The organism is Hymenobacter psoromatis, assembly GCF_020012125.1.
GTDB lineage: Bacteria > Bacteroidota > Bacteroidia > Cytophagales > Hymenobacteraceae > Hymenobacter > Hymenobacter psoromatis.
The window spans coordinates 2544345-2569406 of record NZ_JAIFAG010000001.1 but is presented as its reverse complement, the minus strand read 5'-3'; the positions used below and the strand labels follow the sequence as shown (position 1 = coordinate 2569406).

At 60.3% G+C, this 25062-nt stretch carries 23 protein-coding genes; 9 read left to right on the top strand and 14 right to left on the bottom strand.

The annotated features are described in order from the left end of the window. Nucleotides 1-52: 52 nt before the first annotated feature. Nucleotides 53-871 (bottom strand): AraC family transcriptional regulator, encoded by an 819-nt coding sequence (locus LC531_RS11205; RefSeq protein ID WP_223650381.1) that lies wholly within the window; start codon nucleotides 869-871, stop codon nucleotides 53-55. A 177-nt stretch (nucleotides 872-1048) separates the two neighbouring features. On the opposite strand from LC531_RS11205, the gene yiaA reads away from it, so the two are divergent. Continuing rightward, the gene (gene yiaA / locus LC531_RS11200; RefSeq protein WP_223650380.1) at nucleotides 1049-1486 is read left to right on the top strand and encodes an inner membrane protein YiaA; all 438 of its coding nucleotides are present in this window, start codon (nucleotides 1049-1051) and stop codon (nucleotides 1484-1486) included. An 88-nt stretch (nucleotides 1487-1574) separates the two neighbouring features. Here the strand turns inward: yiaA and murB are convergent, their stop codons facing one another. Both murB and LC531_RS11190 read right to left on the bottom strand, forming a co-directional pair. After that, entirely contained in the window at nucleotides 1575-2618 is a 1044-nt protein-coding gene (murB, locus tag LC531_RS11195; protein ID WP_223650379.1) for a UDP-N-acetylmuramate dehydrogenase, read from the bottom strand. Between the two features lie 111 nt (nucleotides 2619-2729). Next, complete coding sequence (locus tag LC531_RS11190; protein ID WP_223650378.1) at nucleotides 2730-3278, bottom strand: hypothetical protein; 549 nt, start codon at nucleotides 3276-3278, stop codon at nucleotides 2730-2732. Between the two features lie 175 nt (nucleotides 3279-3453). Between LC531_RS11190 and treF the strand changes: the two genes are divergently transcribed. After that, nucleotides 3454-5097: an alpha,alpha-trehalase TreF gene (gene treF, locus LC531_RS11185; RefSeq protein ID WP_223650377.1), complete on the top strand. Its 1644-nt coding sequence runs from the start codon at nucleotides 3454-3456 to the stop codon at nucleotides 5095-5097. 83 nt (nucleotides 5098-5180) lie between these two features. On the opposite strand, the gene LC531_RS11180 is transcribed toward treF, so the two are convergent. The 6 genes from LC531_RS11180 to LC531_RS11155 all read right to left on the bottom strand — a co-directional run bounded on the left by LC531_RS11180 (nucleotide 5181) and on the right by LC531_RS11155 (nucleotide 10057). Continuing rightward, nucleotides 5181-6092, bottom strand: a complete 912-nt coding sequence (locus LC531_RS11180) for an NmrA family NAD(P)-binding protein (protein ID WP_223650376.1) — start codon at nucleotides 6090-6092, stop codon at nucleotides 5181-5183. Nucleotides 6093-6185: 93 nt separating this feature from the next. Further along, nucleotides 6186-7097, bottom strand: coding sequence for a helix-turn-helix domain-containing protein (locus LC531_RS11175; protein WP_223650375.1), 912 nt, complete (start codon nucleotides 7095-7097; stop codon nucleotides 6186-6188). Between the two features lie 128 nt (nucleotides 7098-7225). Then, nucleotides 7226-8623, bottom strand: a complete 1398-nt coding sequence (locus LC531_RS11170; protein WP_223650374.1) for a sugar MFS transporter — start codon at nucleotides 8621-8623, stop codon at nucleotides 7226-7228. A gap of 73 nt (nucleotides 8624-8696) precedes the next feature. Beyond that, complete coding sequence (locus LC531_RS11165; RefSeq protein ID WP_223650373.1) at nucleotides 8697-9173, bottom strand: hypothetical protein; 477 nt, start codon at nucleotides 9171-9173, stop codon at nucleotides 8697-8699. A 58-nt stretch (nucleotides 9174-9231) separates the two neighbouring features. Beyond that, nucleotides 9232-9378 carry a hypothetical protein gene (locus LC531_RS11160; RefSeq protein ID WP_223650372.1) on the bottom strand — a complete coding sequence of 49 codons (147 nt, stop codon included), beginning with the start codon at nucleotides 9376-9378 and terminating at the stop codon, nucleotides 9232-9234. Between the two features lie 184 nt (nucleotides 9379-9562). Next, complete coding sequence (locus LC531_RS11155) at nucleotides 9563-10057, bottom strand: hypothetical protein (protein WP_223650371.1); 495 nt, start codon at nucleotides 10055-10057, stop codon at nucleotides 9563-9565. Between the two features lie 65 nt (nucleotides 10058-10122). Between LC531_RS11155 and LC531_RS11150 the strand changes: the two genes are divergently transcribed. Genes LC531_RS11150 through LC531_RS11135 form a run of 4 tightly spaced genes read left to right on the top strand, consistent with a single transcriptional unit; the run spans nucleotide 10123 to nucleotide 14520 of the window. Beyond that, nucleotides 10123-11295 carry a THUMP domain-containing class I SAM-dependent RNA methyltransferase gene (locus tag LC531_RS11150; protein WP_223650370.1) on the top strand — a complete coding sequence of 391 codons (1173 nt, stop codon included), beginning with the start codon at nucleotides 10123-10125 and terminating at the stop codon, nucleotides 11293-11295. Nucleotides 11296-11309: 14 nt separating this feature from the next. Then, complete coding sequence (locus LC531_RS11145) at nucleotides 11310-11963, top strand: hypothetical protein (RefSeq protein WP_223650369.1); 654 nt, start codon at nucleotides 11310-11312, stop codon at nucleotides 11961-11963. A gap of 57 nt (nucleotides 11964-12020) precedes the next feature. Further along, nucleotides 12021-14252, top strand: a complete 2232-nt coding sequence (gene recQ, locus LC531_RS11140; RefSeq protein WP_223650368.1) for a DNA helicase RecQ — start codon at nucleotides 12021-12023, stop codon at nucleotides 14250-14252. A gap of 46 nt (nucleotides 14253-14298) precedes the next feature. Then, on the top strand, nucleotides 14299-14520 hold the full coding sequence (locus tag LC531_RS11135) for a DUF433 domain-containing protein (protein WP_223650367.1): 222 nt from the start codon (nucleotides 14299-14301) through the stop codon (nucleotides 14518-14520). 58 nt (nucleotides 14521-14578) lie between these two features. On the opposite strand, the gene LC531_RS11130 is transcribed toward LC531_RS11135, so the two are convergent. The 4 genes from LC531_RS11130 to LC531_RS11115 all read right to left on the bottom strand — a co-directional run bounded on the left by LC531_RS11130 (nucleotide 14579) and on the right by LC531_RS11115 (nucleotide 21247). After that, the gene (locus LC531_RS11130) at nucleotides 14579-16123 is read right to left on the bottom strand and encodes an efflux transporter outer membrane subunit (RefSeq protein WP_223650366.1); all 1545 of its coding nucleotides are present in this window, start codon (nucleotides 16121-16123) and stop codon (nucleotides 14579-14581) included. A 40-nt stretch (nucleotides 16124-16163) separates the two neighbouring features. Further along, a complete protein-coding gene (locus LC531_RS11125; protein WP_223650365.1) occupies nucleotides 16164-19454 on the bottom strand; it encodes an efflux RND transporter permease subunit in 3291 nt (1096 codons plus the stop codon). Nucleotides 19455-19645: 191 nt separating this feature from the next. Continuing rightward, on the bottom strand, nucleotides 19646-20821 hold the full coding sequence (locus LC531_RS11120; protein ID WP_223650364.1) for an efflux RND transporter periplasmic adaptor subunit: 1176 nt from the start codon (nucleotides 20819-20821) through the stop codon (nucleotides 19646-19648). 198 nt (nucleotides 20822-21019) lie between these two features. Beyond that, nucleotides 21020-21247: a hypothetical protein gene (locus LC531_RS11115; protein WP_223650363.1), complete on the bottom strand. Its 228-nt coding sequence runs from the start codon at nucleotides 21245-21247 to the stop codon at nucleotides 21020-21022. A 133-nt stretch (nucleotides 21248-21380) separates the two neighbouring features. On the opposite strand from LC531_RS11115, the gene LC531_RS11110 reads away from it, so the two are divergent. Then, nucleotides 21381-21827 (top strand): hypothetical protein, encoded by a 447-nt coding sequence (locus LC531_RS11110; RefSeq protein ID WP_223650362.1) that lies wholly within the window; start codon nucleotides 21381-21383, stop codon nucleotides 21825-21827. Nucleotides 21828-22026: 199 nt separating this feature from the next. Then, on the top strand, nucleotides 22027-22629 hold the full coding sequence (locus LC531_RS11105; protein WP_223650361.1) for a carboxypeptidase-like regulatory domain-containing protein: 603 nt from the start codon (nucleotides 22027-22029) through the stop codon (nucleotides 22627-22629). Between the two features lie 55 nt (nucleotides 22630-22684). Here LC531_RS11105 and LC531_RS11100 read toward each other — a convergent pair whose 3' ends face one another. After that, nucleotides 22685-24211, bottom strand: a complete 1527-nt coding sequence (locus LC531_RS11100) for an APC family permease (RefSeq protein WP_332874881.1) — start codon at nucleotides 24209-24211, stop codon at nucleotides 22685-22687. Nucleotides 24212-24292: 81 nt separating this feature from the next. Here LC531_RS11100 and LC531_RS11095 point away from each other — a divergent pair, with 81 nt between their 5' ends. Further along, complete coding sequence (locus tag LC531_RS11095) at nucleotides 24293-25042, top strand: hypothetical protein (RefSeq protein WP_223650360.1); 750 nt, start codon at nucleotides 24293-24295, stop codon at nucleotides 25040-25042. Nucleotides 25043-25062 lie beyond the last annotated feature (20 nt).

The following is a 25062-nucleotide window of genomic DNA, read 5'->3' as shown; positions in this document are numbered from 1 at the left end:
GTGGGTTTACTACTTGCTTGTTTACCTCACAAAAGTCCGGCAGGCCCCGGTTTCAGGCTAGAACAAACGCGACAAAATCGGTGCTGACCGCCTGCTGCCAGCGCGTGGCTTTGCGGGCGAAAGCCGCCGGCGTCGTGCCGCAGTAGCGTTTAAATTCCCGGCCCAGGTGCGACTGGTCGGTATAGCCCAGCTCCTGCGCTAAGCCGGCCAGGTTAGCCGCCGGGTGCCGCCAGAGGTGGCGGCGGACCTGCTCAAAGCGCAGCAGGCCCGACACATCTTTCACCGTATGGCTCGCCGCCTGCTTGAACTTCCGCTCCAGGGTCCGCACCGTGGCATGGGCCGCCGCCGCTACTTGGCTCACCGGCAGGGTGCCGTTGGCGGCCCGCATCGCCCTGCCCGCTTTGCTCAGCGTGCCGTCAGGCACACTCGGCGACTGGGCCTGCCCGAAATACTGCGCTACCTGCGCCAGCGCTTCCGCTACGTTACCCGCCTGCAGCCACTTCGCCAACGGAGCTTGCAGCTGGGCGATGGGATGCTCCAGGATGCGCACGCCGTCTTTGCCAGGGGGTAGGCCGAGCAACTCGAACACGGTCCAGGGAAAGCACCGGATACCAAGTAGTTCCACCTGGTTTTTTGCATAAAAATAAACTGGCTTATGGAGCAGCCCCACTAGAAAAGGGGAGGGTAAGGGCTGCCCGCTGCCAGTAGTCAACAGGCTATTGGCGCTCCCGAAATGAAAGATAATCTCCGCGTAGCCATCTGGTACTACCTCAAAGCTTGTCAGCAATTCGCCAAAGTCCTTGCCAGTGTACCAAAAGCTCTGGATGGTAGCGCGGAGTTCTTCAGGCGGTTCAATTTCTTGGTGCTGCATGAGGAAAGATAGCTTACTGAGCTGGGTTAGGTACTATTTTTGACTACTTCCCTTTAAGGGCAAGCTTGCAGCAGCTGCTAGCAGTTGGCCTTCGTCAGGGCTATCAGCCAAAAGCTAGCAGCTTAGATACGGCGGCTGTATGTTTGCCCGCGCTAACTTCTTCTTTCACTTGCTCCTATGAACCCTCTTGTTAAACCCGTGCCCCAGGGGCCATCCGCCGCTTTTATCGGGGCCTCGTGGGTGGCGCTGCTGGCCGGCATGGCGGCCTACAACATCGGCCTCTGGAACGCCACGATGGGCCTCAATGAGAAGGGCTATTATTTTACCATCCTCATGTACGGGCTGTTCTCGGCCGTATCGGTGCAAAAGAGCGTGCGCGACCGCCAGGAAGGCGTGCCCGTTACCAATATTTACTACGGCCTGAGCTGGTTTTCGACCCTGCTGGCGATTCTGCTGCTCACGGTGGGGCTCTGGAACGCTACCCTTACGGCCAGCGAGAAGGGCTTCTACGCCATGTCCTTTTTACTGAGCTTATTCGCGGCCATCGCCGTGCAAAAAAACACCCGCGACGGGCAGCTGGTGGATAAGCCCGGCCGGGAGTTGGTAAATGAGTAGCTGCTGTTACGCAGCGATGAGTAGCGCGAACTTTGTAGTTCGCGTCCCCGCACCGTTAGAATGGCTCTAACGGCGCGGGGAGGCTTGCTTACAGAATATTCACCTCCGGGTGCAGCTCGATGCCGAACCGCTCGCGCACGGCCCGGATAATCTCCTCGGCCAACTCGCGTAGCTCTTGGCCGGTAGCACCACCGTGGTTTACGAGCACCAGCGCTTGCTGCGCGTGTACGCCGTGGGTGCCCGCGCCCGCCCCGCGCCGTAGCCCCTTGAAGCCCGCCTGCTCGATGAGCCAGCCGGCGGGCACCTTCACCCCGCCCGGCAGGGGGTATCCTGGCAGGGCGGGGTAGCGGCCTTTTAGCTCGTCAAACTTGCCTTGCGACAGCTCGGGGTTCTTGAAAAATGAGCCCGCGTTGCCGATTTCGGCCGGGTCGGGCAGCTTCGCACGGCGGATGCGTACTACGGCGTCGCGCACGTCGCGGGGGGTAGGGGCCTCGATGCCCAGGTCGGCCAGCGTCTCGCGAATGGCCCCGTAGCCCACGTTGGCCGGGCGGCCGGCGCTGGCGCGGTGCAGCCGCAGCACCACCGCCATCACCACAAACTGGCCCTTCAACGTGCTTTTAAATACGCTTTCGCGATAGCCGAAGCCGCATTCTTCCTTATTGAAAACCCGTAGCTGCCCGGTAGTCATTTCCAGTGCCTCCAGCCGCTCAAACGTGTCTTGCAGCTCGGTGCCGTAGGCCCCGATATTCTGGAGCGGGGCCGCACCCACCGTGCCGGGGATGAGCGACAGGTTTTCGACCCCGCTCAGGCCCTCGTCCAGGGCATACTCCACCAAGCCGTGCCAGCTTTCGCCGGCCCCGGCCCGCAGCAGCGCGGTGTGCGTGTCCGCCTCTTCACTGCTAATTTCCAGTCCTTTAATCTCGTTTTTCAACACCACGCCTCCAAAATTCTGCGTTAGCAGCAGGTTGGAGCCGCCGCCCAGAATCAGCAGCGGCCCGGCCTGCACTTCGGATAGGGCCAGCAGCTGCCGCAGCGCATCGGCCGAGGCGAAGCGGGCGAAGTAGCGGGCCATCACCTCCAGGCCGAAGGTGTTGAAAGGACGGAGCGAAACGTGTTCTTCGAGCAAGGGCATGGCGCAAAGGTCGGAAAGTAGCGTGGACTCTGCGAGTCCGCGCGTGGAAACGTTGTTTAGTTTAACGGCACCACGCGCGCACTCACAGAGTCCACGCTACTTTCTCGTAAGCTACTTCACGTTCGCCTTCACGTTGAAGCGCGAGTCGGCGCGCACTTTCGTATCCTGGGGCAGAGATTTAGCCAGCTCGGCGGTGGTGAAGAGCGTGTAGTTGCCGCTGCGCAAATACAGGTCGAGCTTGTTGCCGCTGGGTGTGAGGCTGATGGTCGTCTGGCCGGTGGGCACGGGGCTGAGCGAGGCGAGCAGCGTCTTGTTGGTACCGGCCGCGTCGGTGGCGATGTAGAGGCTGATACTCTTCAGAAAATCAAACGTTTGGGTACTCGGGTCGGTGGTAGTCAGCGTGAGCTGGTCAAGGGTCACGTCCTGCACGTAATCGGCAGTCGTGTTGTTACCCGCGTAGGTGCTCGACGAGTTCGACGACACCGCAATGCCCGGCAGCACAAGCGCCGTATTGACCAGCGGCCCCGTGGCCGGAATGGTAAAATTGGTGGAGTCGTTAATTTTGAAATTAAGCAGGCTCACGAGCTTTTTGCAGCCGATAGTCCCCAGCAGCAGCAGGGGTAGGAGCAGCCAGATTTTGGAGGATAAGATATTTTTCATGGGCAGTTGCTTAGCAATAGTCGTGCACGATTGCCACTGGACTTGGGCGGCTGCAAGAGAATCGGAGCATAGTTAAACTTATTCGTTACTGTGAGCAGTGCGAAGTAGCGGCGAATAATTTTGCGTAAGCCTTATTAATCAGCAAATTTGCGCTTCCCACCCGCTGCCCTACCCCATGAAAAACCTCTTACTAAGCGTCGGCCTGCTCGGGGCTAGCCTCGCCGCTGCGGCCCAGCCCACGCCGCGCCAGCTCTACCCCGGCCTGTTTGAGGCAGTGCAGCTCCAGCGCGTGTACCCCGATGGCAAGACCTTCGTGGATGCCCTACCCACCGCCGCACCCGCCGGAATCGTGGCCACCTACGAGCAGCGGCGCAGCCGGCCGGACTTCGACCTGAAACTCTTCGTGGGGCAATATTTCACGCCGCCCGTAGCGGCTACCGACTTGTACCACAGTAACATCCAAGCCGGTATCCGGGCGCACCTAGATACGCTGTGGACGGTGCTGAGCCGGCCGGCCGCCTTGCAGCCGCCGCCCAATTCGTCGCTGCTGCCGCTGCCCCGGCCCTACGTGGTGCCGGGTGGGCGCTTTCGAGAGATGTATTACTGGGACTCGTACTTCACGATGCTGGGCCTGCGTGCGGCCGGCCGCACGGCGCTGGTGCGCGACATGGTGGCCGATTTTGCCTCGCTCGTGGACCGCTACGGGCACATCCCGAACGGCACGCGCACTTACTACCTCACCCGCTCGCAGCCGCCGTTTTTTGCCCTCATGGTGCAGCTGCTGGCGCAGGCCGAAGGGGGTAGCAGCCAGTCGTATACCCAGTTTCGGCCCCAGCTTTTGAAAGAATACGCCTACTGGACTGCCGATGGGGCCAGCCCCAAGCCCGGCACCGCCCAGCGCCTGGCCGTGCGGATGCCCGGCGGCGAGCTGCTGAGCCGCTACTGGGACGACAGCGACCAGCCCCGCGAGGAGTCGTACCGCGAGGACGTGGAGGCCGCCAAAACCAGTGCCCAGCCGCCCGCCGAGTTTTACCGCAACGTGCGCGCCGCCGCCGCCTCGGGCTGGGACTTCAGTACCCGCTGGTTTGCGCCGGGCCAGGGGCTGGGCACCATCCGTACCACCCGCCTCGTGCCCGTGGACCTCAACTGCCTGCTGCTGACCCTGGAGCAAACCCTGGAGCTGGCCGCCCGCCAGGCCGGCGACTCCCTAGAAGCGCCCCGGTTCCGGCAATTGGCGCGGGTGCGCGCCGCCGCCATCCGCCGCTACTGCTGGGATGAGCAGGCCGGTTTTTATTCAGATTATGACCTCGATACCCGGCGGCCTACTCCGGCCCGCACGCTGGCAGCGGTGTTTCCGCTGGCCTTTGGGGTAGCCACGCCCGTGCAGGCGGTGCTGGTGGCCGGGCACCTGCGGCGCGAGTTTCTGCGGCCCGGCGGCCTGCTCACTACCCCCCTCGCCAGCGGCCAGCAGTGGGACGCCCCCAACGCTTGGGCCCCGCTCGAATACCTGGCCATTCTGGGCCTGAACCGCACCCAGCAAACGGCCCTGGCCGACACCGTGGCCGCCCGCTGGGTGCGCGTGAACGTGCGCGGCTTTCAGCAAACCGGCAAGCTGCTGGAAAAATACAACGTGGAAGCCACCGGCCCCGCCGCCGGCGGGGGCGGCGAGTACGCGCTGCAAGACGGCTTCGGCTGGACCAACGGCGTGCTGCTGACCCTGCTCGATGCCGCCCGCACCGATAAGTACATCGGGGACCGGCCGGCGCAGCCGTTGCCAGTGCTTCGGCCTAAGAATAAGGTGGTTAAGCCGGCGCAGTAGCCTTTAGTCTTACGCAAGAGACGTTTGTCATTGCGAGCCCTGCGCTCGCAATGACAAACGTCTCTTGCGTAAGTCCCAACTATTTAACCAGCTTTCCCCTCACTCGCTTTTTGAAAAGCGGGCGCGAACACGGTGCGGGCAAATTCTTCGAGGGTAGTGGGCGTGGCGCTGCCCGGCAGGCGCTCATCGGGTAGGGCCGTGCCGTTGTTCTGGCGCTGAATCATGTCGTCGAAGAGGTCGGCCATGCTTGCGCTCATGCCGGCTTTCAGCAGGCCGGCGCGGGATTCGTCGTAGCTGAGCTGCTGGAAGGGTAATCCCGGCTGGCCGATGGCCTGGCCCAGAATGGTTGTGGCCTCCTGCATGGAGTAATTGCGCGGGCCGAGCAGGTAGTGCACCGAATGGTTCTCGAACGTAGTCGCGCCGAGTAGCGCGGCGGCTTTGGCGGCAATGTCCTTTGTCGCCACCATCGGCATACTGATGTCGGGGCGCATGGGCGAGGCCACGGCTCCGCGAAACTGAATCAGGCGCACGTTGCTGAGTAGGTTTTCCATGAAGAAGGCCGGGCGCAGGTGGGCCACCGTGAGGCCCGCAATGCCGTTGAGGCGCGCTTCCTGCGCCAAAAACAGGGGACCGTTGTTGGCGGGCTGGTCGGCGCGGGCGCTGCTCAGGTTCACTACCCGGCGCAGGCCGGCGGCCTGCACGGCCTGGGCCAGGGTTTTGTTCACTTCCGCGTGATGGGCCAGCACGTCGGCGGCTTTCACGTCGGGCGGGGCCATGAGGAAAGCGGCCTCGGCCCCGCGTAGGACCTGGGTGAGAAAATCGAGGTTGGTGAAATCGCCGGGGGCGATTTCGGCCCCGGCCTGTCGCAGTGCGTCGAGGCGCGGGCTGGGGTTGGCCACGGCCACCACGCGGTGACCCTGGCCGAGCAGGGCGTGCACAATCTTGGTGCCGATGTGGCCCGTGGCCCCAGTAATAACTAGCTGCTGCTGAGACATAAGTAGAATTTGTTAAGAATTAGTTGCAAGTCGGAGGCTTAAATAGATGCTCGTTAAACGACTACAAAGGTCCGGCCCTATCCCCTTCTCCCCTTAGGACGCAGCCGCGTTTGGCTGGTACATTTCGCGGGTAGCTGCCCGGTAAGCCAGCGGCGCGAGGCCGGCATCGCGCCGGAAGAAGCGCCCGAAGTACGACGGGTCCTCAAAGCCCAGCGCGAAGCCGATTTCGGCCGCGCTCAGCTGGGTGTGAAACAGGTAGCGCTTGGCTTCCAGCGACAGCCGGGCGCGGATGTGGGCCAGGGCCGGTTGCCCGCTCAGCTGGCGCACCCGCTCGTTGAGGTAGCCGGGGCTCAGGTGCAGCAGCTCAGCGTACTGCGCTACCTGGTGCCGGGTGGCGTAGTGGGTTTCGACCAGGGCCGAAAACTCGGCGAGCAGGCCCGGCTCGGGCGCGGGCGGGCCGGCAGCCGGCAGCGGGGGTAGGCGGCTGAGGTGGATGAGCAGCGCCCGCAGGTCGGCGCGCAGCATGTCGAGGTGCCAGGGACGTTGCTCCGCGTACTCGGCCAGCATGTGGGCCAGCAGGGGTTCCAGAAAGGCGAGGTCATCGGCGGCCAGTTGCCGGGCGAAGCCGGGGGCACCGGGCACCAGCAGGGGTAGGGGCGCGAAGCTGGCCGGATGGTCGAGGCCCAGAAACTCGGCCGTGAAGCCCAGCGCGGTGCCGGCCACGGGGGTTTCGGCTTCCAGCAGCCGCACTTGGTGCGGAGCCGTGAGGTAGAGGGTATTCGCCCGCAGGTCGTGGGGCTGCATATCCACCCAGTGCCGGCCGCCATCCCGCCGTAGCAGCACCAGGAAGTAGAAATTTTTGCGATGCGGGGCCAGAAACTCCGCCCGCGGCACCGGCCCGGCCGCGTCAGTCGGCACGATGTAAAAATCCGCGTGGCCCGCCGCGTTGCACTGCGCCAGGGAATAAGAAGGAATGGCAGGGGCGCTAGGCCAGGTAGCGAACATACGGGGGGGGTAGGCTTTTTTGCAAAGCTCAAAGAAGCTGCCGGGTAGGGTGTGGGGCTTGCCGCCATCCGTCGTTGAACAATTCTCCGGTAAGATGTTCAACGACGGGCGGGGACCAGCCCCGTACCCTACCGCACCCGGTACCCGCTCAGCGCGTAAAAAAGCAAATACACGTAGCACAACGCCGGCACCAGAAACGCCACCCGCAGCCCGCCGCCGCTGGTCGAAATCAAGCCCATAAGCGGCGGAATAATGGCCCCGCCCACAATGGCCATTATCAAAAACGAGGAGCCTTGCTTAGTGAATGGCCCCAGCCCGGTGATGGCCAGCGGAAAAATAACGGGCCACATAATGGAGTTCATCAGCCCGCAGAGCACGATGAGCCACAGCGCCGCTTCGCCCTGGCTGAGCACCGACGCGCCCACCAGCGCCACGCCCGCCGCGCACACCGCCACCAGCAGCGCCCGGTTGTGGAACCGCAGCAGCAGCGGAATACCCAGCAGCCGCCCCACCAGCGAGCCAAACCAATACGAGGCCACCAGCACCGCGCCCACTGCCTTAGTAAAGCCCGCCGAAGTGTCAATCGGCGAAGGGCTTTGGCCGAATAGCTCACCGGCGAAGTTGGTAGCCACGTTCAGCCCTCGCACCAGGCTTTGGGTGAAGGGCGACAGCGCCCGAATGCCCTGGCTCTCGCCGTAGCGAATGAGGAACGAGCCGAGCCCCACCTCCACGCCCACGTACACGAAAATGGCCCCGATGCCCAGCACCAGATGGCGGTAGTCGAGGGCCGAGTGCCGGCCGGCCGCCACGGGCTGGTGCTCCAGTAGTTCTTCCTCGGGCAACGCATCAATATCGGGCAGGCGCAGCATAAAAAACACGCCCGCCAGCACCGCCAGAAAGGCCGCCAGGCCCAGGTACGGCGCTTTCACGAGCTGCGCCTCGCGCGTGAGGCGCTCGGCCAGGGGTAGGGCCGCCAGCTGCGTCTTCAGCGCCACCGAGCCGCCAAACAGCAGCAGCCCGCCCACCAGCGGCGACAACGCCCCGCCAAAATTATTGGCGACCCCCACGATGCTGACCCGCGCCGCCGCCCGCCGCGCCGGCCCCAGCACGCTCACGTAGGGATTGGCCGCCACTTGCAGCAGCGTGATGCCCGCCCCCAGCACCGCCAGCGCCGCCAGAAACAGCGGAAACTGGCGCGTATTGGCGGCCGGCACGAACAGCAGCGCCCCGCCCGCCATCACGAGCAGCCCCGTCACGATGCCGCGCTGGTAGCCCAGCCGCTCCAGCACCTTGCCCGCCGGCAATGACATGAGAAAATACGCCCCAAAAAACGCCGACTGCACCGCCGACGACTGCAAATCAGTGAGCTGGCACACGTCCTTAAGGTAGGGCATGAGCACGTCGTTGAAATTCGTAACCGCCCCAAACAGCAGAAACAGCAGCGTCATGAGCACCATCGGCCCCGCGTAGGAGCGGGCACTAGTAGCTTGCGCAGTGGGGGTAGGGGTAGTAACGGGAGTAGCCATACGGGGCGGAAGATACAAAAAAGCCGGCCTTGGGGGCCGGCTGAGGATGAAAAGTAGATTGTTTTAGTTTTTGCTAATCCTCATCCGCAAACCAAGCTATACCAATCTTATCAGTATCACAAATAATAATTCCTGAATCAAATGTTTCATCTGTCAAGGATGTCCAAGATGATAAGCCAAATTCAAAGTTCTTATCTTTCCCTTTGTATTCATTTTTATTCCAAGTTGAATTTGAAAAATATACAGCTTGGCTACTAAATAATGAAATAAACGAATCAGCGAGAAGGCGGGCCTTTTCCAATGATGTTATTTCTGCATTATAAGCAAGGTCATGATGCAACAACTCGGTTAGAATATCGCGGGCAAGCTTACTGGCATCTACTTTAATTAAAGAATCCTTAAAATTATCTGGTAAGGCTCCTGCCATTGGGAAGAATCGTAAAACAGATAGTTCCCATTCAGAATGGGTTGGCTTTTCGTACACTACCAAGTAGGTGATGCCAGATGTCCTAGCAGTTCGTATTTCTTGCAGCAATTTATTTGGGTTCATGCACTCAGCATTTATTTTTAAATTTCATAAATTATTTGATTTAAAATTATTTGTAAAATCATGGCTTAATCCGAATAATTTTCTCCTCACGCATCACTACGACCTCACTATTTTTCTGTCGCTTAAATTCCAGCATTCGCTCGTAAGCTATTTTCAAACCGGCTGCAATTTTTGCTTGGCGCTCAAGCTGCTCTTCTAGATTCATAACTATTTTTCAGTTGACTATACAAAATTTCGCTTGTCGTTTGAAAACTAACGGTAGGCTTGCTCGTGGGAATAAACTATTTAACCCATCTGTTTCATCCTTTTCAATGCCCTCCTAACAATGGTTTATACTATTGATTTTACGCTGTTATTACATGGGGAAAATAATAGAATACACATCAATTTTATAAACTTGCTCGTCTTTTTAATGTATCAATATTAAACCCGTAGCTTTGGTTTTTAATACAAATGAATTTAAATTTAATAGTGAAAAATTTCTTCTTTACTAAAAAATCTGTTTGGTTATTATATTTAAGCAAAGTATCACCTATTTGTACAATCTGCTTCATTGGCAGATACATGCCGCCTTCATCTTCATAATAGGATTTATGACCGGTGTTTATGTCAACACCTGAATAATCGATAATACGACCACTAGGGCCAGTATCCTTTATGACAAGAGATGCGTGTTTTTTTAATAAATTTTTTGTAACTTCCTCACAAGAAAATTCATGCACGTAACCAAGTAAGGTGCAGCTAATGATAAAGATGGCAAGGTTTTTTATTATTACCTGCATAAAATTCATCTCAACGCGTTTTGGTATTGATGTCTCCAAAATAAAAATTTTAACTGCACGAGTTATGTTGCGCGAAACTCGCACCAGCGTGGTGGCCAGCATAAGCGCAAGGTAAGGCCAGGAGATAATAAGGAAAGGCTTCGCCCGCCAGGCCCGACCTTTGCCGGATGCACCTTACCGCCACCACCCAGTTTGGCCTCGAAGAAGTATTAGCCGACGAGCTGCGCCAGCTCGGGGCCACCATTGAGCACATCGGCAGCCGCGCCGTGGAGTTTAGCGGCGACAAAAAGCTGCTCTACGAAGCCATTCTCTGGAGCCGCACCGCCATGCGCCTGCTGCGCCCCTTCGCCGATTTCTACGCCCCCGACGAGCGGGCGCTCTACGACGAAGTATATGCTGTTGACTGGGAGCGCTTTATTCGCCCCGGCCAGACGTTCGCCATCACGGCCGTGGTCCATAAATCGAGCTTTGAGCACTCCTTGTATGTGGCCCAGCTCACCAAGGATGCCATCGTGGACCAGTTTCGGGAGCGCACCGGCGAGCGCCCCAGCATCGACACCCGCAACCCCGACATCCGCATTCACCTGCGCATGCTCGAAAACGACGTGATTCTGAGCCTCGACGCGGCCGGCGACTCGCTGCACCGCCGCGGCTACCGCCGGGGCACCAACGAGGCCCCGCTGAACGAGGTGCTGGCGGCCGGCCTTATCCTGCTCAGCGGCTGGGACGGCAAATCTTCGCTCATTGACCCGATGTGCGGCTCGGCCACTATCCTCACCGAGGCCGGGCTCATTGCCCAGCGCATTGCGCCGGGCCTGTTTCACCAGGGCAAGTTCGGCTTCGAAAACTGGCCCGACTTCGACGCCCAGCTCTGGGCCGACCTGCGCGCCGCCGCCGAAGCCCAGCGCCTTGAAGAGCCCCAGGCCTACCTGTCCGGCTCCGACCTCGACCCCAAGGTTATCCGCGATGCCGCCGCCAACGTGGAGGCCGCCGGCCTCGACGAGTGCATCCGCCTGGCGGTGCGCGACGTGCGCGACGCCTACCCCCCCCAAGACCAGCCACCTGGCCTCGTCATCACCAACCCGCCCTACGGCGAGCGCATTGGCGAGGAGGCTCAAATGGACGCCCTCTACAAAACCATCGGCGACGCGCTCAAGACGAATTTTCAGGGCTTTGAGGCGTTTATTTTCACCGGTAATCTGGAGGCGGCCAAGGCGATTGGGTTGAAGGTGTCGCGGCGTATTCCGCTCTTTAATGGGCCGATTGACTGCCGGCTGCTGAAGTATGAGCTGTATCGGGGGTCGCGGCGGGCACCGGTAACCGACGCGCCGCAATCTTAAGCCAAAAATCCCCGATGAGTTACCAGCGAACTGCTTTTTCAGAAATAAAACACCTCCTCCCGCCTGATGCTTGGGCAGCTTGGCGAAACGATTTGCACAAAGGGGAGTTTGAAGCAGAATCAGTGCTGGTTTTCGAAAACTCAACGGAGTTAGAAGAACTAAATTTGGACGCACCTTTTGATGAAGTTGAACACGTCTTTTTGATTTTGGTAAAAGGAAATCTGACGATTCAGCGCTTTGTCTATAACGAGGATACTGACGGCGCAACGGGCCTGATAGTACTGGGTGACTTGCAGGCTGCTACTATGCTCGTTGGTGGTCAGGAAATCTATATTACAGGAAATCTGCTGGTTAGTGAGCTATTTTGGGGCGATTACAACCACGGCGATTTGCGGGTTCTGGGTAACGCTACGGCAGGTGTTTTTGTGGAAACTGACCAGTATAGTGTTTCCATCGCACAGCGCGTCACAATAGGAACTCACCTCACACCTTATAGGGAAGATGGTAATTGGCGCGGCTTGGACGCCGACCTCGCACGTAAGTTGCTGGTCGATGAACTTGTAAATGTCGAAGACGATGAAATTGTGTTAGTTCGTGACGAAGCGATACTCAGCCGCTTACAAGCTGGTCAATCATTACTAAAGAGCAGACCGACTCAGCTTGACTAAATTTATTGGAACTTCGCTCACGCGATTGTTATTTTAATCTTCTGACCGAAGTGCCCTATGTCTGCTGCTATTGCCCCTGCTGCTACTCTCACTGCCGCCCGCCAGGCCCTCAAGCGCTACTACGGCTACGATAATTTCCGGCCCATGCAGGGCGATATCATCGAGCATATTCTGGGGGGTAAGGATACCGTGGTGCTCATGCCCACCGGCGGCGGCAAGTCGGTGTGTTTTCAGATTCCGGCCGTGGTAAGCGAGGGCGTGTGCGTGGTAGTGTCGCCGCTCATCGCCCTCATGAAAGACCAGGTGGAGGCCCTGAAAGCCAACGGTATAGTGGCGGCCTACCTCAACAGCAGCGTGGGCCAGAGCGAGGCTAACGACATTGCCCGCGCCGCCGTGAGCGGCCACCTCAAGCTGCTCTACGTGAGCCCCGAAAAGCTGCTGAGCGAAGGTTTTTTGCAGTTTTTGACGCGAGTTAATATCAGCATTTTCGCCATTGACGAGGCGCACTGCATTTCGAGCTGGGGCCACGATTTTCGGCCCGAATACACGCAGCTTGGCGCGTTGCGCACGCACTTTCCGAGCGTGCCCATTATCGCGCTCACGGCCACGGCCGACCGCCTCACGCAGCGCGACATCCGCACCCAGCTCAACCTGCACGAGCCCAGGGTATTCCTGTCAAGTTTCGACCGGCCCAATATCAACCTGGTGGTGCGCCCCGGCCAGGACCGCATCGGCCAGATACTCGACTATATTCAGCGCCACCCCACCGAGTCGGGCATTATCTATTGCCTCTCGCGCAAGAGCTGCGAAACGATTGCTCAAAAGCTTCAGCAAAAAGGAGTTAAGGCTGGCTACTACCACGCCGGCATGAGCCCCAACCAGCGCGCCGAAGCCCAGGAAAAATTCTTGCAGGATGACTTACAAGTGATTGTGGCCACCATCGCCTTCGGCATGGGCATCGACAAGAGTAATGTGCGCTGGGTGATGCACTACAATTTGCCCAAAAACATTGAGGGCTATTACCAGGAAATTGGCCGCGCTGGCCGCGACGGTACCGATGCCACCGCTTTGCTCTTTTACAGCTTCGCCGACGTGATGTCGATGCGCGAGATGGTGACCAAGGACGTGCCCGCCCGCCAGGCCCAACTCAATACTGCCAAGCTGGAGCGCATGCAGCAATTTGCCGAGGCCGCCAGCTGCCGCCGCCGCATCCTGCTGCACTACTTCAGCGAAGACCTAGGCCATGACTGCGGCAACTGCGACATCTGCCGTAACCCGCCCATTACCTTCGACGGCACTTTATTGGCCCAAAAAGCGCTCTCAGCCAGCACCCGCGCCCAGCAGCGCGTGGCTATTAACTTGCTGATTGACATCCTGCGCGGCATGCGCAACCAGGCGGTGCTGCAAGGCGGCTACGACCAGCTCAAAACCTACGGCGCGGGCCAGGACCTGCCCTACCTCGACTGGTACAGCTATGTGCACCAGATGCTCAACGACGGCCTCTTTTACATTGCCTATGAGGAAGGCTACGCCCTCAAAATAACGGAGCGCGGCCAGCAGGTATTGAAGGGCCAGCTACCCGTGTCGCTCAAGAAATTTCAGGTGGCCGAGAAGGCCGAAAAGCAAACCCGCGCCTCCAAAAAAGCCGCCGCCGATGCCGCCGCGGCCGGCGCCGGCACGCCCGAAGCCAAGCTCTTCGAGCGCTTGCGCCAGCTGCGCAAGCAAATTGCCGATGAGCAGGGCGTGCCACCCTACGTGGTATTTACCGACACTACCCTCCAGGAAATGGCCCGCGAGCAGCCTACTAGCCGGGTGGCCATGCTCTCGGTGTCGGGGGTAGGCATGAAGAAATTCGAAACCTACGGCGAGGCCTTCATTGAGGCTATTATCCAGCACGGCCCGCCGCGCCCCGTGCCCACCACCGAGGATGCCGAGGACTTTGCCCCAGCACCGCGCACTGGAACCCAAAAGGCCGCCGAACGCGACGTGAACGGCACCGAGGAAACCACCTTTCAGCTGCACCGCCAGGGCCTCAACCCGGAGCAGATTGCCGAGCAGCGCGGCTTGGCCGAGAGTACCATCAAAAGCCACCTCGAAAAGGTTTATGCTAAAGGTCTCGACCTGCGGGTGACGGATTTTCTGTCCGATTCGCAGCTGGCCGAAATCGCGGCTGCCCGCGCCCAGCTCGGCGGCGCGCCCCCGCTACGCGACTTATTCGACCACCTGCGCGAGCAGTACGACTACTTCCAGCTGCGACTAGCCAGCCTTTGGGAAAAACGGAGGGGGTAGGAGTTTATTAAAATAAAAATGAATAATTACTGAAATAAATACGTACTTGAGCCGTGTTATTGCTAGCCACGAAGTGATGCTGGGCAAGCCGGTCATCCGCGGTACGCGCCTGATAGTGGAATTATTGCTGCGCAAAATGTCGGAAGGTGCCACGGCCGCCAACCTGCTCACAATGTATCCGCAACTGGAAGCCGCCGACGTGGCCGCCGCGCTGGCCTACGCTACGGCGCTGCTGGCCCAGGAAGAGATTATCGGGCTGGCGGCGTGATTTTGGCGGATGAGAATATCGACCATTCTATCATCTGCAATAGAATTCTACCCCCTGCCTAGCGCCAGCCGCCGCCCAGCGCATGGTAGAGGTCGGTCACGGCCTGGCGCTGTTGCAGCTGGTCATTCACGCCGTTGAGCTGGGCTTGCAGCAAGCTTTGCTGGGCCGTGAGCACGTCGGTGTAGTTGGCGAGGCCAGCGCGTAGCAGCTCGTGGGTGTAGTCCACGGCCCGTTCGAGGGCTTCGAGCTGGCGGGCGCGAATCTGAATTTTATCGGCGGCGCTCTGGTAGGAGAACAGCGCATTGGACACCTCTTGCCCGGCCGTAAACATCGTTTGCTGGTAGGTATACAGGTATTCCTGTTGCAAGGCCAGTGAGCGGTTCAGTCGCAGGCGGTTTAGGCCCTGATTGAAGACGGGTTGGGCCAGGCCGCCCACCACGCTGGCAAAGATAGCCGTGGGCGAAAACAGATTCTGCAGCGTAATGCTGGTGAGGCCGCCATTGGCCGTAACCGTGAAGCTGGGGTAGAAATAGGCGCGGGCCGCATTGCTCTGCTCAAAGGCTGTGGCGAAGGTGTACTCGGCCTGCACCACATCGGGGCGATTGCGCAGCAGCTGGCCGGGCACGCCCGTGAGTAGGGCCGGGGCTGGGTCCTGGCCGGCCAGCGTGCCGCGCTCGATGGGGCCGGGCGCGCGGCCGAGCAGGGTAGCCAGCAGGTTTTCGGCCTGCCGAGTGCTGCGCTGTAAGTCCGGTATCGTCACCTCCACGGCGTAGCGCTGGGCCTCGCTCTGGGCCACGTCGGCCCCGTTCACCACGTCGCCTTCCAGCAGTAGCTTCAGCACCTCCACGTCGTGAATGCGGTTTTGCACCGTTTGACGGGTTATTTCGAGTTGCGAATCAAGGGCTAGTAGCGAGTAGTAGTTGTCGGCAATGTCGGCGATGAGCTGGGTTTGCACCACGCGCCGGTAAGCTTCACTCTGGCGCACGTTAGCAACGTAGGCGCGCCGGGTGCTGCGCAGCTTACCCCACACGTCAGCCTCCCAGCTGCTGCTCAGGCCCAGCAAGTACTGGTGGGCCGCCCCGCCCGTCACGATGGTCGACTGGTCGGTAGTAGTGGTGCCGGTGGTGGGCGTGCTGCCCGGCGCGCCGGGCGTGGTGGGTGCCCCCGGCGTAGAAGGCACGCCGGGCGTGCCGGGGCTGGTAGTGCCGCCCGTGCCGGTGGTGGTGGTGGTGCTGCCCGTGCCCGTGCTCACAGCGGCCCCACCCTGCCGCGAGAGGGTCGTGGTAGCCCGCCCGTTGAGACTGGGTAGAAAAGCCGCCCGGCTCTGGGCCAGCAGTGCCTGCGCCTGGGCAATGCGCGCGTCGGCCACCTGCAGGTTGCGGTTGTTGGCCAAACCCTCCGCAATCAGCTTTTGCAGCAGCGGGTCGGTAAATAAAAGCTGCCAGGGGCGGGCGGCCAGCGTGGTGGTATCAGTGGTGGCCGCGTCACGGTAGAGGCCAGCGGTCGGCGCGTCGGGCTGGCCGTAGGGATGCATAACGCCGCAGCCGCTGGCCGCCAGCAGCAGGGGGGGTAGGAGCAGCCTGAAAAAAGAGCGAACGGTCATGGTAGAAAGCATAAGGCAGGGACGCGGGGGTAAGAGCCGCTCAGGCCTTTTCATTTATCAATTCTTCAATCGGCTCGGGGCGCGATTGCGGGGCTTCCTTGGGCTGCGGCTCGCCGGGCTTGGGTTTGGCCTGGGGGCCGCCCTCGGCCTCTTCTTTCTCAATTTGCTCCTGCGTTTTGGGCGGCCCGCTGATGCGCTCCTGCAAGCCTTCAAAAACGACGAACAGCACGGGGATAAAAAATACCCCCACCAGCGTGCCAAACAGCATGCCGCCGATGGCACCCGCCCCGATGCTCTTGTTGCCGTTGGCCCCCGCGCCGCTGGCAAACAGCAGGGGTAGGAGGCCAAACACAAACGCGAACGAGGTCATCAGAATGGGCCGCAGGCGGGCCTTAGCGCCTTCCAGCGCCGCATCCAGGATGCTCAGGCCGTGGTCGCGCCGCCGGGCCAGCGAGAATTCGATAATCAGAATCGCGTTTTTGGCCAGCAGGCCGATGAGCATGATGATGGAAATCTGGAGGTAAATGTTATTGTCGATGCCGAAAATCTTGGCAAACAAGTACGTGCCGCTCAAGCCAATCGGAATCGAAAGCAGCACCGCAAAGGGCAAAATGTAGCTCTCGTACTGCGCGCTCAGCAGCAGGTACACGAACACCAGCGAGAGGGCAAAAATGTAGAGCGACTGCCGGCCGCTACCCTCCTCCTCGCGGCTGATACCCGAAAACTCGTAGCCGTAGCCGGCCGGCAGCTGCTTGGCCACCTCCTGAATAGCAATCAGCGCTTGCCCCGAGCTGACGCCTTCTTTAGGGTTACCATTTACCGAAATGGCCGTAAACAGGTTGAAGCGCGACAGGCTTTCGGGGCCGTAGATGCGGGTCAGGGTCACGAACTCAGTGATGGGGGCCATCAGGCCGGTGGCGTTGCGCACAAATATCTTGTTCAGGCCCGATGGATTAGCGCGATAGGAGGTGTCGGCCTGCACCATCACGCGGTACTGCTTGCCGAACTGGTTGAAGTTGGAGGCGTAGGAGCCGCCGTAGTATACCTGCATGGCATTCAGGATATCGGCTTCCGTCAGGCCGGCTTGCTTCACCTTGGCCACGTTCACGCTCAGCTGGTACTGCGGAAAGCCGGGGTTGAAGGCCGTGCTGGCAAACTGAATCTCGGGCCGCTGGTTGAGCTTGGCCAGGAAGTCCTGCGCCACCTTGTAGAACTGGTCGGTGGTGTGCCCGCCCTTATCCTGGAGCTGAAACGTGAAGCCGCCCGTGGCCCCAAAACCCGTGATGGTAGGCTGCGAAATACTGCGAATCTCGCCCGCCCGAATGTGCGCCGTAAGCTCGGTTATTTTCTTGATAACAACCTGGTTATCCATCTTGGGGCGCTGGTCCCAGGGCTTGAGGCGCACAATCACCATGCCGTAGGCGCTGCCCGCGCCGGCCAGGAAATTCTGGCCCGTGATGCGCAGCGTGCCCTGCACCGCCGGGATGGTCCGAATCAGGCTATCAACCTGATTATTCACCGCCGTGGTGCGCTCTAGGGTCGAGGCGGGGGGTAGGGACACGTTGACGAAGATGGTACCCATATCCTCGTTGGGCACGAAGCTGCTGGGCGTGGTCGTCATCAAAAAGTACAGCACCACGCCAAAGCCCGCCACGCCCGCCAAAGCCAGCCACTTGCGACTCATCAAAAACCGCACGGCGCGGGTGTACTTGGCCACTAGCGCGTCGTAGGCGGCATTAAAAGCCACGCTAAAGCGCTGCATCAGGGTTAGTTTGGGCGCGTCCGGCGCGGGCTGGCCATTGCTGGCGGCCGCGCCGTTAGCGTTAGTCTGGTGGTGGGGGGGTAGCAAGAACAGCGCCGCCAGCGCCGGGCAAAGCGTGAGGGCGTTCACGGCCGAAATCAGAATCGCAATGGCCAGCGTTATCCCGAACTGCTTGTAAAACACGCCCACCGAGCCCGTAATAAACGTGACGGGCAGAAATACCGCCGCCATTACCAGCGTGATGCTCACGATGGCCCCGGTTATCTCGCTCATGGCATCAATGGCGGCCTTGCGCGGCGAGGTGTAGCCGCTCTCCAGCTTGGCGTGCACAGCCTCCACCACCACGATGGCATCATCGACCACAATGCCAATGGCCAGCACCAAGGCAAAGAGCGTCAGCAGGTTAATGCTATACCCAAAGAGCTTGAGAAAGAAGAACGTGCCGATAATTGACACCGGTACCGACACGCCGTGAATAATGGTGGACCGAAAATCCTGCAAGAAGATAAAAATTACCAGGAACACCAGCGCGAAGCATTCTACCAGCGTGTGAATTACCTTGTCAATGGAGGCATCCAGGAAGTCGTTGATATTCACCAGATTAGTGTAGTGAATGCCGGCCGGAAAATCCTTTTCCGCCGTTTTCAACACCGCAATCGACTTCTCAATCACCTCACGGGCGTTGGAGCCCGGCGTCTGGTTCACCGAAATGCCCACCGAAGGCTTGCCGAAGGTGGTGCTGTTGCTGCTGTAATCCTGGGCACCCAGCTCGATGCGGGCCACGTCTTTGAGGTGCAGCAGCTGGCCCTGAGCCGTGCCCTTGAGCACGATATTGCCAAACTGCTCGGTCGTAATGAGCTTGCCGGTGTACCGGATGACGTACTGAAAGCTCTGGTCGCTGTTCTGACCAAACTGGCCAGGCGCGGCCTCCACGTTCTGGTCGGCCAGGGCGGCCGTCACGTCGGCCGGCGTGAGGCCGTAGATGGCCATTACGTCGGGCTTGAGCCACACCCGCATGGCGTAGTTGCGCGAGCCAAAGGCATTGGCCGCGCCTACCCCATTCACCCGCTGCAGCTGCGGAGTAATGTTGATGAGGGCGTAGTTCTGCAAAAATGTCTGGTCGTAGGCGGGGTTATCGCTGTAGAGCGCAAAAATCAAGAGGTTGCTACTCTGCTGCTTGCGCACCGTCACGCCGGCCAGCGTCACCTCCTGGGGTAGCAGACTGGTGGCGCTGGCCACGCGGTTCTGCACGTCCACGGCCGCCTGGTCGGGGTCAGTGCCCACGTTGAAATACACCTGAATGGTGCCCGAGCCGGTATTGGTAGCCGAAGAAGTCATGTAAGTCATGCCTTCCACGCCATTTATCTGCTCCTCCAGCGGCACAATCACGCTCTTGAGCACCACGTCGGCATTAGCTCCCGCGTAGCTGGCCGACACCTGCACCGTGGGCGGCGAAATATCGGGGTACTGCGCAATGGGCAGCGACAGCAGCCCTAGAATGCCCAGCAGTACCAAAATAACCGAGATAACGGTGGAGAGCACGGGCCGCTCAATGAATATTCTTAGCATAAATGATTTCCTATGTAACGCACTGTATCAAAGCCATTCCTAGGTGGAGTGCGGCAATCTTTTCTGGTCGTTCGCTTCACTAGGGGAGTAATTCTCACGTGAAGGAAAGATTGCCGCGCTCCACTTCGCCCTTACTTAATGCGCAACATGCTCGCAAGGACAACCGATTCTAACTGAATCAATCTGTTTAGCTACCCCGACATCTCCGTTTTGGTATCCTTTGTCACTTTGGGCTTGATTTTCATCCCATCTTTCAGCCCACTAATACCTTCCAGCACCACTTGCTGGCCGGCTTTCAGGCCCTTCTGTACTACGAAGGAGGTGCCGTCGGGGGTAGGCACCACGGTGAGGGGAGCCGCGTAGGCGGCCGTGTCGCGGCCCACCACGTAGGCAAAGCGCTTGCCCTGAAGCTCATACGTAGCACTCTGCGGAATGATGAGCGCATTCTTCACGGGCTGGAAGGTGCGCACCGAGCCGCTGCTGCCGCTGCGCAGCAGGCCCTGCGGATTCGGGAACGTGGCGCGGAAGCTGCTGGCCCCGGTTTCGGTATTTATCTGGCCGATAGCCGTTTCGACGCGGCCGGAGTAGGTGTAGAGGCTACCGTCGGCCAGTACCAGGCGCACGTCGGGCACGTGTGCCAGCTTATCCTGCAAAGTGTTGCCGGGCCGGCGGCGGGCGAAGCTCAGCAGCGCCTTCTCGCTCAGCGAGAAATACGCATACACGCTGCCGATGCTCGAAATTGTGGTCAGCGGGTCGGCCGAAGTGCTGCTCACCAGCGAGCCGATTTTGTTCGGAATGGTGCCCATCACGCCGTTTACCGGGCTCGTAATAGTGGTGTAGTCGAGGTTGGTCTCGGCATTGACGAGCGCGGCGCGGGCTTGGGCCAGGGCGGCTACCTTACTTTCGAGGGTATACTGCGCGGCCTCCAGCTCGTACTTGCTGATAATGCCACGCGCCACGAGCGGCTGCACCTTGCGCACGCCCATGCTGGCGGCGTCCACGTCGGCCTGGGCCGTTTTGATGCCGGCGGCGGCCGTGCGCACGGCCTGCTCATACTGCGGTGCCGAGATGTGAAACAGCTTCTGCCCCTTCTTCACGCTGGCCCCCTCATCCACATAAATGGCCTCCACGAAGCCATCGACTTTGGGCCGGATTTCCACGTTTTGCTGGCCCTGAATGGTGGCCGGGTAGTCCTGAAAGAGCGTCACCGTATCGGGCCGCACCACCAGCACGGGGTAGATTTTGGTTGGCTGCGGGCCGCCCTTACCCCCTTTGCCATTGGCAGTATCGTTTTTTTTAGTGCCGCAGGCGGCCACACTCAGCAGGGCCAGCAAGCCGGCCGCTAGGCCCGGTAGTCGAGTAGTCATTCGCATAGAACGCAGAAAGCCGGCGTGAGGTAACCCGCGGCCGGCCCCCAAAAGACCAAGCCCCCGAGTGTCCCGGCAGACGCCCTTATACGGCCGATAGGCCTAGTAGGTGGTGGGTAATAAGCGGTGGAAGAACGTCATGCTGACGAAGGAAGCATGACGTTCTTCCACCGCTTATTACCCACCACTCCCATCCACTCAGTGATGATGCCCGTGGGGGGTAGGCTTGCCGAATAAGTTGACCAGCGCGCCCACCACAAATAGCGCGGCCCAGCACACGTAGAGCCAGCCGTAGCCGGCGGGTAGGGGCCGGCGCACCAGGTAGCGAATCAGCAACTCGGCTCCGCCGCTCATCAGCAGACCCACGAAGGCAATGAACTGCCAGGAATTGAAGCGCGTGGGGCGGTAGAGCTTGGCGAAATCCATAGGGGGTAGGGAAGAAAACGAGACAAAAGAAACCAGCCGGGTGGCGAAATGGGGCCAACTTCGGCCCGGCCGGCGCGTACAACTCAAGGGTCCCGCCCGGCTCCCTTTTTACGTAACCCATTCCCTCCCCGATATGATACTGAGCGACGAGATTTTTGAAGATGACGATAATAAGACCCAGCCTGCGAGCAAAAAAGTGGATGCCCCCAATCAGAACCCGGTGATTACCATCCCTGAGGCCCACAACGAGGAGCTAGCCAAGCAGCGCGACTATAAGCAGGACCAGAGCAATAATAAGCTCAGCAACGACGCCAGTGCCGCCCGCAACACCGGGGCCAACGGCTACACTCAGCGCAGCAACCAGAAGGACCAGCTCGAAAACCTGCACATTGGCGGCTCCGAGACCGAGCCCCAGGGTGGCAACAACCACACCACTGCCGGTGAGCAGGCCCAGGGCCCTGGCTTCACCGAGGAAGGCAGCTACGAGCTGGGCGCGGGCATCCGCATGAAGGACCAGAAGCTCGGCGACGACCACACCAGCGGCCCCGCCAAAAAGCCGCAGGACGAAACCAGCAACTAGCTTCCGCAACGGAAGCTTACCCCTCTAAAAGCCTCCGGCTGCTCAGTATTTTAACTGAGCGGCCGGGGGCTTTTGGCCGGATGCCGGGTAGGAGTGTAATTTGCGCCGGGCTGCTGTCGTAGCACCCTTTCCCGCCCTCCCAACCTATTCTATGCCAGTACGCTTAACTTCTGCAAAAACTTCTTTTGGCCCCGGTGCCGTGCCGCGAAAAAATACCTGGTGCGGCTGGCTGTTTGCGCCGCTGCTGGCCGTTGGGCTGGCAGGCTGTGGCCAGGCTGGCGAAACCACCGCGGCAACCCCCCAAACTACCGTGGTTGTTCCGCCCCCCATGCCGGTGGTAGCGGTGAGCCCCACCGCCTCGGAAGCGCCCACCGCCCCGGTCATCGAAACCAAGAGCCCGCCGGCCAGCGGTACTCCGCGGGTACTTGCTGCGCGCCGCGCCGCGCCCGCGCCCCCGGAAGCCGTCCCCGCGCCCGAAGCCGCCCCGGTGCCCGAAGCCGCCCCGGTGCCTGAAGCCGTAGCTCCGGTTGCGGCCCCGCCCGCCACCCGCACTCAGGCTGGCCGTGTGCTTGACGAGAACGGCCGGCCGCTGATAGGAGCCACCATCATGCTCAAAGGCAGCACCAAGGGCACCAGCACCGATGCCACCGGCAGCTACTCGCTCGAAGTGCCCGGCGGCGATAATATCCTGGTGGTAGGCTACGGCGGCTACCAGGACGAAACCGCCACCGCCCACGACGGCCAGCCCCTGAACGTGACGCTGCTACCCACCCCCGGCAAAAGCAAGCCGCGCCGGAAGTGAAATGGTGGGGTAGTGATTGAATGAATTAGGGGGAGAAGTGCGCTAATTCCCTCAATCACTTAATCACTTCACCCATCTTCCGCCCAAACAGGAAGTACACCGGTAGGCCCAGCGCCACCAGGCCCAGGCCGTAGCGCGAATATTCAGCCGTGTCGGGGGCGATGAGCAGGATGACGCAGAAGGCCGCGGCCAGCACCACGTAGAGGCCCGGCAGCAGGGGGTAGCCCCAGGCGCGGTAGGGCCGGGGCGCATCGGGCCGGGTGCGGCGCAGTACAAAAATGCCGATTATCGTGATGAGGTAGAACAAGATAACCGAAAACATGACGTAGTTAAGTAGCTGCCCGTAGCTGCCGCTCAGGCAGAGCAGGCAGGCCCAGAGGCACTGCACCCATAGGGCCCGGCCCGGCACCCCGGCCCGGTTGAGGCGGGCCAGCGAGGGGAAAAACAGCCCGTCTTTGGCCATTGCAAAATACGCCCGCGCCCCGCTCAGGATGATGCCGTTATTGGCCCCGAAGGTGCTGAGCATGATGAGGATAGCCAGCACGTAGGCCCCGGCCTGGCCCATCACCGATTCGGCCACGGCGGTGGCCACGCGGTCGTCGGTGGCGTACTGGATGCCGCGGCCGGCCAGCGTGGCCGCCTCGGGCGAGCCTTGCAGGGGTAGGACGAGCAGGTACACCACGTTTATCAGGATGTAGAGCACCGTGACGATGGCCGTGCCGATGGCCATGCTGCGCACCAGCGTGCGCTCGGGGTTCTGAATTTCCTCGCCCGCGAAGCCGATGTTGTTCCACGAATCGGAGGAAAACAGCGAGCCGGTCATGGCCATGCCGATGCCGATGACCAGGCCGCCCGCGCTCAGCGGCAGCACCGCGCCGCCTACCCCCGGCGCGGGCGAGCGTGTGGCGTGCCAGAGGTCGTGAAAATTGGCCTGCACCGCGTCGGCATTCAGCCCCAAAAACAAGCCAAACAGGATAAGCAGCGCCAGCGCCACCAGCTTCGTGGAGCTGAGCACGTTCTGAATCAGCTTGCCCGCCTGCACGCCGCGCGCATTCACGGCCGTGATGGCCACGATGAGGATAATGGCCAATAATTGCACCGAGCTGAACGGGAACGGGCCGAGATTAAACAGCACGTTTTTGACCGAAAACCACGGCACCATGACCCCGGTAAACTTGGCAAACGCCACCGCCACGGCCGCGATAACGCCGGTCTGAATCACCAGAAACAGCGTCCAGCCATACAAGAAAGCCACCAGCCGGCCGAAGGCTTCGCGCAGGTACACGTACTGCCCGCCCACCTTGGGGAACATGGCCGCCAACTCGCCGTAGCTGATGGCCCCGGCCATTGTGATGAGGCCCGTGAGCAGCCACACCACCAGCAGCCAGCCCGCCGAACCCACCTGCCGGCTGATATCGGCCGACACCAGAAAGATGCCCGAGCCAATCATGGAACCCGTGACGAGCATCACGGAATCAAATAACGTCAGCGCCCGCTTGAAGTGCGGCGCGTCGGCGGTAGCGGGAGAAGAGGGGGGTAGGGCGTCGGGCATAAAAGCGGGGGTAGGGCAGTTTTTTGCCAAAGAACGGGCCGTGGGCGCGAATGCAACTTTTGGGCAGGCGCGCGGCTCCTACTTTTGTTCATCCTTTTTAAAATTTAGTATATGCGGGTTTCTTTCCGCCTGCCGCTGCTCGCCGTCGTTTTATTCTGCCTGACTTCGATGAAGGGCTGCCCTAATGGCGAGCCTAAAGGACAATTTACCGTAGCGCAGGGCTACGTGATAAACCGCCGTACCAACCAGCCGCTGCCGGGCATCCGAATGGCTATCGTGTCCGCTCCCACGACCTTGAAATACTACGACTCAGTAGTGGATACCGTGCTGACAGACAGCCAGGGCCATTACGAACTCAGCTTCACTAATTCTAAAGGATTGTTCTACGGTATTAATTGTGAAGTGCTGGATACTTACAACAATTTGCGTCCCAGTACCCTGGACTTCCCCGATTCACTTATAAACGGCCTGAGTGGCTACCCCTCTTTGGCTACCGTAGACTTGGCGCTGGGCCGCACCAATAATGTGAAGTTCTGGCCTTCTCCCCGCCGCGTGTGGCTAGTGCAGTTGAACACGCTTACCACCGGCTACGAGTGGCTGTATTTCGTGCCCCTCTTCAATCAAAGTATGATACGGCCTCTGCCAGCCAATAATCAGCACCGCCAAGTGGTAGTCTATCAATCGGTCCCGTTTACTTCGGCCGCGCCACAGAACTTCTATCAGCCGCCGGGTGTGCTTCTGGAGGGACGCTTCTCCACAGAGTTAGCCACCGGCGGCGCCCGTGACACGCTCGTGCAGCTAAAGCTACGTACGCCTCCAACCGGTGACACCGTGCGGGCCGCCCTCAGATTTGGGCACTAAGCGGCCGGCCGGCCTACTTT

What these genes read in the sequence shown, in the direction of transcription:
- LC531_RS11165 (WP_223650373.1), bottom strand. Translation starts at nt 9,173, where the DNA reads ATGAACCCAAATAAATTGCTGCAAGAAATACGAACTGCTAGGACATCT.
- LC531_RS11095 (WP_223650360.1), top strand. Translation starts at nt 24,293, where the DNA reads ATGCGGGTTTCTTTCCGCCTGCCGCTGCTCGCCGTCGTTTTATTCTGC.
- LC531_RS11205 (WP_223650381.1), bottom strand. Translation starts at nt 871, where the DNA reads ATGCAGCACCAAGAAATTGAACCGCCTGAAGAACTCCGCGCTACCATC.
- LC531_RS11120 (WP_223650364.1), bottom strand. Translation starts at nt 20,821, where the DNA reads ATGACTACTCGACTACCGGGCCTAGCGGCCGGCTTGCTGGCCCTGCTG.
- LC531_RS11115 (WP_223650363.1), bottom strand. Translation starts at nt 21,247, where the DNA reads ATGGATTTCGCCAAGCTCTACCGCCCCACGCGCTTCAATTCCTGGCAG.
- LC531_RS11175 (WP_223650375.1), bottom strand. Translation starts at nt 7,097, where the DNA reads ATGTTCGCTACCTGGCCTAGCGCCCCTGCCATTCCTTCTTATTCCCTG.
- recQ (WP_223650368.1), top strand. Translation starts at nt 12,021, where the DNA reads ATGTCTGCTGCTATTGCCCCTGCTGCTACTCTCACTGCCGCCCGCCAG.
- yiaA (WP_223650380.1), top strand. Translation starts at nt 1,049, where the DNA reads ATGAACCCTCTTGTTAAACCCGTGCCCCAGGGGCCATCCGCCGCTTTT.
- LC531_RS11110 (WP_223650362.1), top strand. Translation starts at nt 21,381, where the DNA reads ATGATACTGAGCGACGAGATTTTTGAAGATGACGATAATAAGACCCAG.
- LC531_RS11170 (WP_223650374.1), bottom strand. Translation starts at nt 8,623, where the DNA reads ATGGCTACTCCCGTTACTACCCCTACCCCCACTGCGCAAGCTACTAGT.
- LC531_RS11155 (WP_223650371.1), bottom strand. Translation starts at nt 10,057, where the DNA reads ATGCTGGCCACCACGCTGGTGCGAGTTTCGCGCAACATAACTCGTGCA.
- LC531_RS11180 (WP_223650376.1), bottom strand. Translation starts at nt 6,092, where the DNA reads ATGTCTCAGCAGCAGCTAGTTATTACTGGGGCCACGGGCCACATCGGC.
- LC531_RS11125 (WP_223650365.1), bottom strand. Translation starts at nt 19,454, where the DNA reads ATGCTAAGAATATTCATTGAGCGGCCCGTGCTCTCCACCGTTATCTCG.
- LC531_RS11130 (WP_223650366.1), bottom strand. Translation starts at nt 16,123, where the DNA reads ATGACCGTTCGCTCTTTTTTCAGGCTGCTCCTACCCCCCCTGCTGCTG.
- LC531_RS11160 (WP_223650372.1), bottom strand. Translation starts at nt 9,378, where the DNA reads ATGAATCTAGAAGAGCAGCTTGAGCGCCAAGCAAAAATTGCAGCCGGT.
- LC531_RS11190 (WP_223650378.1), bottom strand. Translation starts at nt 3,278, where the DNA reads ATGAAAAATATCTTATCCTCCAAAATCTGGCTGCTCCTACCCCTGCTG.
- LC531_RS11150 (WP_223650370.1), top strand. Translation starts at nt 10,123, where the DNA reads ATGCACCTTACCGCCACCACCCAGTTTGGCCTCGAAGAAGTATTAGCC.
- treF (WP_223650377.1), top strand. Translation starts at nt 3,454, where the DNA reads ATGAAAAACCTCTTACTAAGCGTCGGCCTGCTCGGGGCTAGCCTCGCC.
- murB (WP_223650379.1), bottom strand. Translation starts at nt 2,618, where the DNA reads ATGCCCTTGCTCGAAGAACACGTTTCGCTCCGTCCTTTCAACACCTTC.
- LC531_RS11145 (WP_223650369.1), top strand. Translation starts at nt 11,310, where the DNA reads ATGAGTTACCAGCGAACTGCTTTTTCAGAAATAAAACACCTCCTCCCG.